Origin of the sequence: Thermoactinomyces vulgaris, from assembly GCF_005886755.1 — a bacterium.
Classification (GTDB): Bacteria; Bacillota; Bacilli; order Thermoactinomycetales; family Thermoactinomycetaceae; genus Thermoactinomyces; species Thermoactinomyces vulgaris.
This window is the reverse complement of sequence record NZ_CP039710.1, coordinates 2,505,869-2,516,948: the sequence shown is the minus strand read 5'-3', so window position 1 is coordinate 2,516,948 and position 11,080 is coordinate 2,505,869. Positions and strand designations below refer to the sequence as shown.

General features: G+C 47.2%; 11 protein-coding genes. 8 read left to right on the top strand and 3 right to left on the bottom strand.

Translation table 11 applies throughout. The features are described 5' to 3' along the window. The first annotated feature begins 32 nt into the window (after positions 1–32). The 3 genes from purH (at position 33) to purD (ending at position 3,242) form a co-directional block, all read left to right on the top strand. Positions 33–1,583 carry a bifunctional phosphoribosylaminoimidazolecarboxamide formyltransferase/IMP cyclohydrolase gene (gene purH / locus FA954_RS12875; protein WP_049719584.1) on the top strand — a complete coding sequence of 517 codons (1,551 nt, stop codon included), beginning with the start codon at positions 33–35 and terminating at the stop codon, positions 1,581–1,583. A 103-nt stretch (positions 1,584–1,686) separates the two neighbouring features. Beyond that, positions 1,687–1,959, top strand: a complete 273-nt coding sequence (locus tag FA954_RS12870) for a hypothetical protein (RefSeq protein ID WP_037996198.1) — start codon at positions 1,687–1,689, stop codon at positions 1,957–1,959. A 23-nt stretch (positions 1,960–1,982) separates the two neighbouring features. After that, a complete protein-coding gene (gene purD, locus FA954_RS12865; RefSeq protein ID WP_037996191.1) occupies positions 1,983–3,242 on the top strand; it encodes a phosphoribosylamine--glycine ligase in 1,260 nt (419 codons plus the stop codon). 136 nt (positions 3,243–3,378) lie between these two features. On the opposite strand, the gene FA954_RS12860 is transcribed toward purD, so the two are convergent. Further along, on the bottom strand, positions 3,379–3,591 hold the full coding sequence (locus tag FA954_RS12860; RefSeq protein WP_037996188.1) for a hypothetical protein: 213 nt from the start codon (positions 3,589–3,591) through the stop codon (positions 3,379–3,381). Between the two features lie 708 nt (positions 3,592–4,299). Continuing rightward, the gene (locus FA954_RS12855) at positions 4,300–4,497 is read right to left on the bottom strand and encodes a YgaP family membrane protein (RefSeq protein WP_037996180.1); all 198 of its coding nucleotides are present in this window, start codon (positions 4,495–4,497) and stop codon (positions 4,300–4,302) included. Positions 4,498–4,619: 122 nt separating this feature from the next. Here FA954_RS12855 and FA954_RS12850 point away from each other — a divergent pair, with 122 nt between their 5' ends. Continuing rightward, positions 4,620–6,401 (top strand): adenine deaminase C-terminal domain-containing protein, encoded by a 1,782-nt coding sequence (locus FA954_RS12850; RefSeq protein ID WP_175413215.1) that lies wholly within the window; start codon positions 4,620–4,622, stop codon positions 6,399–6,401. A 110-nt stretch (positions 6,402–6,511) separates the two neighbouring features. Here the strand turns inward: FA954_RS12850 and FA954_RS12845 are convergent, their stop codons facing one another. Continuing rightward, positions 6,512–7,339 carry an ABC transporter ATP-binding protein gene (locus FA954_RS12845; protein WP_049719587.1) on the bottom strand — a complete coding sequence of 276 codons (828 nt, stop codon included), beginning with the start codon at positions 7,337–7,339 and terminating at the stop codon, positions 6,512–6,514. Positions 7,340–7,694: 355 nt separating this feature from the next. On the opposite strand from FA954_RS12845, the gene FA954_RS12840 reads away from it, so the two are divergent. The 4 genes from FA954_RS12840 to FA954_RS13755 all read left to right on the top strand — a co-directional run bounded on the left by FA954_RS12840 (position 7,695) and on the right by FA954_RS13755 (position 11,026). Next, on the top strand, positions 7,695–9,044 hold the full coding sequence (locus FA954_RS12840) for an O-antigen ligase family protein (protein ID WP_037996176.1): 1,350 nt from the start codon (positions 7,695–7,697) through the stop codon (positions 9,042–9,044). 124 nt (positions 9,045–9,168) lie between these two features. Continuing rightward, complete coding sequence (locus FA954_RS12835) at positions 9,169–9,765, top strand: 3D domain-containing protein (protein ID WP_049719588.1); 597 nt, start codon at positions 9,169–9,171, stop codon at positions 9,763–9,765. A 163-nt stretch (positions 9,766–9,928) separates the two neighbouring features. Continuing rightward, a complete protein-coding gene (locus FA954_RS12830; protein ID WP_037996173.1) occupies positions 9,929–10,828 on the top strand; it encodes a DNA-3-methyladenine glycosylase family protein in 900 nt (299 codons plus the stop codon). A 45-nt stretch (positions 10,829–10,873) separates the two neighbouring features. Beyond that, complete coding sequence (locus FA954_RS13755; RefSeq protein WP_156097742.1) at positions 10,874–11,026, top strand: hypothetical protein; 153 nt, start codon at positions 10,874–10,876, stop codon at positions 11,024–11,026. Positions 11,027–11,080 lie beyond the last annotated feature (54 nt).

The window sequence follows — 11,080 nt, the reverse complement described above, 5'->3', positions numbered from 1 at the left end:
AGAACAGTACAGCTGATAAGGGAGGCAGAACATTGGCAAATGCAAAGCGCGCATTGATCAGTGTGTCGGACAAAACCGGGATCGTCGATTTCGCGCAGAAACTGGCATCCTTGGATATGGAAATCATCTCAACGGGAGGAACCTGCCGGTTATTAAAAGAAGCCGGGATTCCTGTCAAAAATATCTCGGAAGTCACCGGGTTTCCGGAAATATTGGATGGCCGGGTCAAAACCTTACATCCCAAAATTCACGGCGGGATTTTGGCCAAACGGGACGCCGTTTCCCACCTGGAGCAATTGAAAGAAAACGGGATCGGGACCATTGACGTGGTCATCGTCAACCTTTATCCCTTTCAAAAAACAATTGAAAATCCGGATGCAACGTTGGAAGATGCCATCGAAAACATCGATATCGGCGGCCCTTCCATGCTTCGTTCCGCGGCCAAAAATCATCAAGATGTCACAGTCGTGACCGATCCTCAGGATTATGACCGCGTTTACCGGGAATTGTCGCAACAGGGAAGCACCAGCTTGGAAACCAGAAGATATCTGGCCGCGAAAGCTTTTAACCATACGGCTTATTATGATGCGCTCATCGCCGGATACTTTAATCAGTTGCTGGACAATCCGTTCCCGGAACAACTGACGATGACATTCACCAAAGCACAATCGCTCCGCTACGGGGAAAACCCGCATCAAAAAGCGGCTTTCTACAAAAAAACCTTTGGCAACCACAGCCATACTTTGGCCGGAGCCAAACAACTGAACGGAAAAGAACTGTCTTACAACAACCTCAATGATGCCAATGCCGCCTTGGAACTGGTGCGCGAATTTGACCAGCCGGCCGTCGTTGCAATCAAGCATATGAATCCTTGCGGAGTGGGACTGGGTTCCAACCTTTTGGAGGCATATCAAAAAGCGTATGAAGCCGACCCGGTATCCATTTTTGGAGGCATTGTCGCAACCAATCAGACGGTGGATGCCCAAACGGCGGTGGAAATGAAAAAAATCTTCTTGGAAATCATCCTGGCGCCGGCCTTTACGGAGGAAGCCCTTGAGATTTTGAAAACGAAGAAAAATTTGCGTTTGTTAACCGTGGCAGAAGCGGCGCAAGGACAAGCGGACATTCCGCTGAAATTGCAATCAATCGGCGGAGGACTTCTTGTACAGGAAGAAGACCTCAAGGGCTTGGCGAAAGACGAATGCCAAGTGGTGACAGACCGTGCACCCAGTGAAGAAGAATGGGAGCAATTGTTGTTTGCTTGGAAAGTCGTCAAACATGTCAAATCCAATGCCATTGTGTTGGCGAAAGATTTCCGGACGGTGGGTGTCGGTGCCGGGCAGATGAACCGGGTTGGTTCGGCGAAAATTGCCATTGAGCAGGCCAAAGAGGATTCCAAAGGATCCGTGCTTGCTTCGGATGCTTTCTTCCCGATGAGGGACACGGTACAAGCCGCCGCCGAAGCTGGGGTGACTGCCATCATCCAACCGGGCGGATCGATCCGGGATGAAGAGTCCATCGAAGAAGCCAACCGGCACGGCATTGCCATGGTGTTCACAGGCATTCGCCATTTTAAACATTAATCATTCATGAAAGAGAACGGGAGATGTATCAGAAGCCTTTTCTTGTGCGTATACTGAGAATAATTTTTGTGGAAAATGTAAATAGCACAAAGGAGGAATGTTGATGCGTCTCCTTTCATGGTCTCTCATGTGGATCGGCATCGCTCTGGCTTTAACCGGGGTGACGACCTATTGGGCGTATGACCTGGATCCCGCTGTTTGGCAAAGGCAACTGCAGACCGCAAGCGGTGTCTTTTACATGGCGGCGATGATCATCGGCGGGGTGTTTACAACCAAACGGTCTTATCGCCATAAAAACCCTTTGGATAAAGAGCGGTCCTTTATCTGCATCATGGTCACACTGGGATTGTTTACGATCAGCCTGATGATTTCATAAGAAGAGCGGGGAGGAGACAATAAGTGAAAGTGCTGGTTGTCGGCAACGGAGGAAGAGAACATGCCATTGTTTGGAGTTTGCTCAAAAGCCCCAAGGTGGAAAAAGTGTATTGTGCACCAGGCAACGGAGGCATTCAGAAAGATGCCGAATGTGTGGATATTGCCGCCACCGACATTGAGGGGCTGGTTCACTTTGCAAAGGAAACCAAGGTGGATTTAACGGTGGTCGGTCCTGAAGTTCCCTTGTTGTCGGGAATTGTTGACCGCTTTGAAGAAGAGAGGCTTGCCATCTTTGGGCCCCGCAGGGAAGCGGCACGGATTGAAGGAAGCAAACGTTTTGCCAAAGAGTTCATGAAAAAATACGGAATTCCGACGGCGGATTTCAAGTCATTCACGGAATCTTCGAAAGCGATTGAATATATCCGCGGGAAAGGAGCCCCCATTGTCGTTAAGGCGGATGGTTTGGCTGCCGGAAAAGGGGTTGTGGTGGCAAGCACTGTGGAAGAAGCGGAAAAAGCCGTCATTGACGCAATGGAAGAAAAGGTTTTTGGCGATGCCGGCCGGGAGATTGTCATTGAAGAGTTTTTAAGCGGTCAGGAAATGTCGTTGATGGCGTTTATGGACGGAAAAACGGTCAAACCGATGGTGGTTGCTCAAGACCATAAGCCGGTGTTCGATCATGATCAAGGCCCCAACACCGGGGGAATGGGCGCTTATTCACCGGTTCCCCAGATTCCGGAAGAAGTGATCCGCGAAGCCGTTGAAACAATTTTGCTTCCTGTACAAAAGGCGTTTCAGGAAGAAGGAATCGAGTATAAAGGCGTCTTGTATGCGGGGTTGATGATCACCGCATCCGGGCCGAAAGTGATCGAATTCAATGCCCGCTTTGGCGACCCGGAAACACAAGTGGTGCTGCCCAGACTGAAAACGGATTTGGTGGAAATCATGGAATCGGTCATCGATGGCAAGCTCTCGGAACAGGACATCGTGTGGAGTGATCAAGCTGCTGTTTGCGTGATTCTGGCCTCGGGCGGTTATCCGGGATCGTATCAAAAAGGAATGGCCATTCAGGGGCTTGACAAACCGGCTGCCGATACGGTGATTTTTCATTCCGGAACGGTTTTGAGCGGTGAAGAGTGGTTAACGGCAGGAGGACGGGTTTTGGGAGTGACGGCATGGGGTGAGTCGATTCAAGAAGCACAAACGCGGGCTTATGAGCGGGTTAAACAAATTTCGTTTGACAATGTTCATTACCGGACAGATATTGCAAAGAAAGCTTTGTAAATCGCTGAACGGGACTGCTGGAACCAAACCAGCAGTTTTTTTATATGTAAGGAAAATAATAAAAACGAGCCACTGGGTCAGGCTCGTTAAATTTGGCAACCGGCACCGGTTGCGCAATAAAAGCCGTTTTCATTGATTATCCAATTTGAGTCGTTTCTTTTTCACCTTGAATGCTGATTCCATTGACCGGGATCTTAAACCACCAACCACCTTGTGTTTTTTTGACCGGTTGGTAACCCGCTTTTTTCAGGGAACGGGCAACCGTCCAGCTGGCGGTGTATACGGTGGCCAAATTGGTCGACTCATCAAATTGGATCACAGTTTCTTTTTCCATTTCGCTAAGAGACATATAACTCACGCTCCTAAACGGTTTTAATTTTCAAAAAACCGATCGTTTGTTCGCATTGCTATTAACCTTATTGTACCACTTTTTTTATGAAATGCCACCTCTGAATCAAAATCAACTTGATTCTTTTTTTCGACGTCAGGTTACAAATTATCCTGCTTATTCATGATAAAAAATGACGAAATTTGTATACAATATTACCAAAGTTCGATTTTTGTCGAATGAAGAGTTGGAAAGGTCGGACAAGTGTTATGGTGATCTTAGCTTGATTCTACGCCATCTGACGCATTTAATCAACTGCCATCTTACAGCACAGGAAGGAAAAAGGCTGAAAAAAGCGTTAAAATTCTTGTCGATCAGGTGGATGAGAGATTTTTATGAAGAATTTTTCATCAATTTTTCACGAATGAAAGCGTTTTCCTGTGTGTTGGCAGACACCTCGTATGTCAGAAACCGTCAAATTTCGAAGGTGACCCGCGGGACAGATTTTCTTGAAAATCATTATACAAAAGAGTCAGAATTTAATCAAGAGATTCTCTTTTATATTTTTATATTTTCATGTTATTTATGATTGCGTCTCCCCTTTCTTTTTCTAAATCAGGAAAAAAGGGGAGAAATAAATTAAATTTTCATAGATTCCGTCATGAAAATGCAATCATCCATTCCATGATTCATTCTAATATTGTATAGTTTTAATTAAATATAACTTTTTCATGAAAGGTTTCTGTTTTCTTTTCCGAAAATGGCGATAATTGGACAAAAACGGGTGATCCCCTCTGCGACTTTCAGAGCCGAATGAATCGCCAAACACCAAGGAAAACGTCGTTTTGTCGATGCACAATAAGCCAAACCAACCAGTCCGAACGTAATGCGAATCAAAGCATCCAACGTACCCACATTCTTTTGCAAAGGAATTCCTCCTTTCGGCTTGTTACTGTTATTTTTGCAGGTTGTGCGCCGAAGTATGCAACCTGTGGGCAGGTAAAATGTTGTTCGACTGGCAAGTACAAAAATTGAAGGGGAGAGAAAGATTGTTCATCGAGATTTCAGCTGCGGAACAAAACAGGTTGATTGATGTGGCAATGGGAAGAATAGCCCCCAGCAAGTTGATCTTGGGAGGAACGGTACTGAATGTATACACCGGACAGCTGGAAAGAGCCGATATTGCCCTGTCCGGAAAAAGAGTGGCCTATGTTGGTCCGATGGAGCAAAGCGGGCTGAAGCTGGATGAAGAGATTCCCACTCTGGATGCGACCGGGCAGGTGTTGGTCCCCGGATATATCGAACCTCACGCACATCCGTCACAAATTTACCATCCGTTGACACTGGCTGAAAAAGCCGGATCACTGGGTACCACCACTTTGATTTGTGATAATGTGGTCTTTTTTGCCGAAAAAAATTTGTCACAAGTCATACATATGATGGATCAATTCAAGAAGTCACCCGTTAAATTTTTCTGGTGGGCACGGCTGGATCCCCAAGCTACTTTGCCGGATGAACGGCAAGGATTGTTTGAGCAAAAACGGGTGGCAGAAATGATCGGCCATGACCAGGTGGTGCAAACCGGCGAGCTGACCGACTGGGCGTCCCTGTTGGATGGCGATGAGAAAATGGTTTCCTGGATCACTTTGGCCAAGAATCAAGGCAAAAAAGTGGAGAGCCATGCTCCAGGGGCTTCTTATCAAACTTTGGCCAGATTGTCTGCGGCCGGCGTGACCGGTGATCATGAAAGCATCAGCTGCGATGAAGTATTAAATAGACTCCGCTTGGGTTATATGGTCTCCTTGAGATACAGTTCCATCCGCCCGGACCTTCCGGAGATCATGAAAGAACTGGTCCGGCAAGAGAATGTGCCGTGGCACCGGTTGATGATGACAAGCGACGGAGCGACGCCGTTATGTTTTAAAGATGGCTTTGTTGATTATTTGATTCGTTTGGCCATCGAAAGCGGTTGTCCCCCGGTTCATGCTTACCAAATGGCAACCATCAATCCGGCGGTTTATTACCGTATGGATGAGCATTTGGGAGGGATTGCCCCGGGACGGATCGCCGACATTAACTTTTTGTCTTCATTAAATGATCCCACTCCTGTCAAGGTGATGGCAAACGGCGAAGTGATTGCTGAAAACGGAAGATACAAGGAAGAGAAAAAATTGTCGCGTGAATCCGTCTATGCGGGAATGAAGTGGGATATGTCATCCTTTGAAGTGAAGCCGGAGGACTTGACCATTCCGGATCCGGGGAAAAAAAAATTTCCGGTGATCCAATTGATCAACTCCGTGATCACCAAACGGTCCAAAGAAAAAGTGGAAGCAAAAGATGGAAAAGTTTATTTGCCGGAGGGGGATGAACGGCTGTTTTCTTTTTTGATTGACCGGAACGGCCGATGGATCACCCCCGGATTGTTGCGCGGATTTGCCGTCGGGATTGACGGAATGGCGACAACCAACACGGGGTCGCGCGATATATTGGTTTTGGGAAGGGATCCGGAAGCGATGGCGATGGCTGCCAATCAAGTGATCCGGGATCAAGGGGGATTGGTTTGGATTCAGGATGGAAAGGAAAAGTTTCATCTGCCTCTGCCTTTATTGGGCATCATGGTGGATTTGTCCATCGATGAACTGATCGAACGGTTGGAGCTTTTTATTGACGAACTGAAACAGTATGGGTTTTCCCATTTGGATCCGCTGTTTACCATGACGTTTTTATCTTCCACGCATCTCCCTTATATCCGGCTCACCAGTGAGGGGATCATGCAAGTGAAAAAGAAGAAAGTGGAGTATCCTTCCAGCCGGCTATTGGAGTTGGTATAGTGGTTTTGAAGCGCTGAAAAATGCAGGTGGGCTTCTCTGGATGAGACCCACCTCTTCCCTTCCCAAATGGCTGAAAATTCGGATAATAAAAATGGCAGCCGCAGAGGATTTCAGGAAATCCCCGTTGCTGTGAAAGTTTGTTGAGAGATCCGGCGCCCTTTTCCGTAAGGGATGCACAAGGGGGTGCCAAAAATCGGATCGGTTGTAACCTTGGACTTCAGTTTGAAAACTTCTTCCACCATGCGTTCGTTGACCACCTTTTCCGGAGCGCCTTGGGCATAGACGGTTTGGTTTTGAATGGCGACAATATGATGGGCATACCGGCAGGCCAAATTCAGATCATGCAGGACCATCACAATGGTACGTCCTTCTTTTTGATTAAGGTCAAACAAAAGATCTAAAATTTCAATTTGGTGAGTAACATCCAGATAGGTGGTCGGCTCATCCAACAGAATGATATCCGTGTCTTGAGCCAGGGTCATCGCGATCCAGGCACGTTGCCGTTGCCCTCCTGACAAGGAGTCCAAGGGATGATCGGCATATTCCGTCATTTGGGTCATTTTTAAAGCCCACATTACTTTTTCTTCATCTTCCTTGGACCATTGGCTGGCCCAGGTTTGATAAGGATAACGGCCTTGCTTGACCAGTTGCATCACGGTGAATCCTTCGGGGGTTTCGGGCCCTTGGGGAAGGATCGCCAACTGTTTGGCGATTTCTTTGGAAGGACGTTTGTGAATTTCTTTTCCATTTAAAGTGATTTGCCCTGCGATCGGTTTTAAAAGCCGCGCCAGCGAGCGCAGGAGAGTCGATTTCCCGCAGCCGTTGCTTCCGACAAAAACCGTGATTTTTCCATGCGGGATTTCCAAATTTAATTCCCGGATGATGGTGGAAGAGCCGTATGCCAGTGTCAATTGGTGAGCGATGATGCCTTTTTGCAATAGGAACGCCTCCAGTCAGCCCTTGATCGGACAGCATTTGCATTTGTCTTTCATTCTATGAGAATAATTTTCAATCGTCAACGTGATTAAAATTTGTAATCCATTTTATTCTTTTTAGATAAATGATATTTTCTATTTGACCCGGAGAGAGGGTTTGGATATATTAGTCTTTATGGTAGGGAAAGGGTTGCTTTTTTCTTGAAGGAATAAAGAGGAATGAACCGATGGGCGAATCGAAATATATATAAATTACGTGTACAATGTAGAGTAGGAATAAAAAAGGCGATTTTGTCCACAATAATTTTGCATGTGCTGTCGAAGATGAGCGAAACTTGATCAAAAGGAGTTTATACTCTTGAAAGTAATAAATTTCTGGGGAAATCAACGGTTGGCACAGTTTTTATTTTTATCCATTATCTTGACGCCATTGTTGCCGCCGGTTGCCCTTTTGTGCATTGCAGCAGCTGTTTTGTGGCATCGGAAAGAATACCGGTTTTTGAAATCCCTTGATTGGCCGGAGAAGGCTTTCATCGGGTTCATGCTGATTTCCGCGGTCAGCTGGCTGGTGGAACCTTCCTGGTTTTACGGGATTCCCGTCGGGTTGATTCCGATTGCCATGTTTGGGCTTTATTGGATGTTGGCGGTTTGGATCCGCCATTTGAGCTGGTCTTGGCAAGAAGTGCAAAAGACGTACCTTGCTTTTTGGCTGAGCGGTCTTTACATTGCGGTCATTGTTTTTATCCAGCAAATGGATTGGCATGTCATCAATGACTCCTTTGTAGGTAATATTTTACAATTTTACAATGATTTTCGTTTTCAATCGGAACGATCCGTCCGCAGCATCGGAACGTCGGGAAATTCCAATTTGACTGCCGCTTTGCTCATCTGTTTTTCCTTGATGAGCATTTATGCCGCATCCGTGTTGAAGAAAAAATGGCATAAGTTGATGGCATTTTTGATTTTCGGGGTTTATGTGACGGCGATTTGGTGTACGGGTTCCCGCGGTGCATGGGCCGGATTGCTCATCGGCTTGATTGTCCAGCTGTGGATGACGGGACACCGAAAACGAACTGTGACGATTACGCTTGCCATTTTTTTGCTGATTTCTTGTTTTCCCGAGCTGATCCCGCGCAAGGAAACCTTGCAGGCAACCATTGAAGTCCGTTTGGAAGTGTGGACAACCGCGTTCAAGATTTTCAGGGAACATTGGTTGCTCGGGGTGCTGCCCCTTCATTTCGGCCAACTTTTTGTCAAAGAAGCCGGATTTTATGTTTATCATGCCCATAACATTTTTTTGGGGGTTGCCAGTGAGTTCGGTGTGTTGGGGTTGGGTCTGTTTCTTTGGATGTTGCTTTTGACCATCCAACGGGCGAGGCGCTGGCGGAAGGTGGCCAACCAAAAAGAAGAAAAAAGGCTGGCCGGAATGCTCTTGTCTTTGACCATTGCTCTTTTGGGGCATGGAATGTATGACTATCCGATTATTGCTCCGCAGATCGGCCTGATGTTTATGCTTAGTGTCATTATCATTCATACTCAGTATGTTCGTCGTTGCGTCAATAAGCCGGACTGGAGCAAGTCTTCGGAACCCGAGCGGGAATTTCCCGCTTTTTCGGAGCGAAAAGTGATTTCATGGATCTTGCTCTTTATCCCGTATGAAGTGATGTACTGGATTTATCGCGTTTTTGTACACCGGAAAATCGAGTAGAAGCCGGGGAAATGCATTTCCCCGGCTTTTTTGTATTCATCCAAGAGGAACAAGAGTGTATAAAATCTGAAAAATTAGATCAGGATGGTACCATGAAAAAACTTTTTGGTTTGAGGTGGTACCCGTGAAATGGATACATATGCTTTGCTTTGTTTTGTCTTTCTCTCTGGCAGCCTGTTGGTTGGCCGGTGATGCCGGGGCCGAAAGCCTTGCGGAGGACGCGGTGGTGGTTCAAAAAGGGGATACGTTGACCCGGTTGGCGAGGAAATATGAGGTTTCCGTGAACGATTTGGTGCGGATGAACCACCTGAAGGATCCGGATAAGATCTATCCGGGACAAAAATTGCGGATCCGGAAAAAACAAGGATCCGTCCAATTGTCTGCCCATGCCATGCCGGCGATGAAAAGAGGGAAGGACCTCGGTGAATTTACGCTCACGGCCTACACGGCCGGACCGGAGTCGACAGGCAAACGGCCGGGTGACCCGGGGTACGGGATCACAGCCAGTGGAAGTCCGGTAATGGAAGGATTGACCATTGCCGTCGATCCGGATGTGATTCCCATCGGCTCCCGTGTTTACATTGAGGGAATTGGTTACCGGATTGCCCAAGACACCGGAGGGGCGATCAACGGGCGGCGGATAGACGTTTACATGGAAGATCTGGATGAAGCCCTTCAATTCGGAGTCAAGAGAAATGTCCGCGTCGAAATGGTGGAATGAGTTTTTTCCGTCTTGGGCGATGGTTCGTTCACCGGATCATTGCCGCCCTGCCAAAAATCCGATCCATAATTGTGAATTTTACGAACAATGGGCTTTTCCTGATGGAAAAGTCTTTTTTTTTGATTGGGGATGAGCATAAAATGAAAGGGAAAGGAGAAATCCGATGGAATTTTCACTTCCATTGCGTTATCCGTATTCATTTAAACTTACGACCAAACGCCTTCATTCATTTGAAAAAAGCATTTATCGTTGCCGACATGGCCGTTTTCAGCGTACCATTCACGGAAAGCACGGTCCGTTATTGCTCTCGGTAAGCTGTGACGAGGAGGATGTTGCCCTGAAGGTGGAGATCACCGGGAAGGTGGAGGAACAGGAAGAAGAAGGGTTCCGCAAAAAAGTGGCCCGCATGTTTTCCACCGAAGTGGACTTGCAACCGTTCTATGAACAAATGGAACAATTCCCGGAGTTGGCCCCGGTGATCCTGGCACGGAAGGGATTGCATTTTGTGCTGGATCCCGACTTGCATGAGTGTTTGATCAAAACGATCATCGGCCAACAATTGAATGTATCTTTTGCAGCTGTCCTCATTCGCCGTTTGATTGAACTGGCAGGGGATGAAGCCGAATTTCAAGGAGAACGATGGGCTGTTTTCCCGACCCCGGAACAGATTGCCCGGCTCAGGTATGAGGATTTGCAAGCGATCCAGTTCAATCGTCGCAAAGCAGAATACATTATCGATTTGTCGAGAAGGATAGCCGGCGGCAAATTGGATCTGGAGGCACTGGACAGATGTTCCGATGAGGAAGTCTTTGCCCGCTTGCTTCCAATCCGGGGGATTGGACGTTGGACGGCGGAATGTGTGATGCTATTTGGACTGGGGAGGCCCGATCTGCTCCCGGCCCAGGATATCGGGCTGAGAAATGCGGTCAAACAGTTTTATTCCATGCAAGAAAGACCGGATGAACCGACCATCCGGCAACTTGGCAGAAGTTGGTCCCCCTATGCCAGTTATGTTACTTTTTATTTATGGGATGCCCTGAGCGACCTGAAAAACGGGGAATAATGGAAATGGCAATGTCGATCGACATTTGTAAAGGAGAAGATGAAAGTGGCAAGGAAGAGAGCTCAACAAAAGAAGAAACGTGTTGCGGAAGTCGATGCCAATGGCATCTTGATGCGGGATCTCAAAGCGATGGCAGTGTGGACAGGGATTGCAATTCTTGCCATTACCGTCTTTGTGCTTGCCGGGCAGTTTCTATAAAAAAAACCGTTGACGAAACAGTGGTCGGAAAAACAGAAAAGCCCCTCCTTCAAA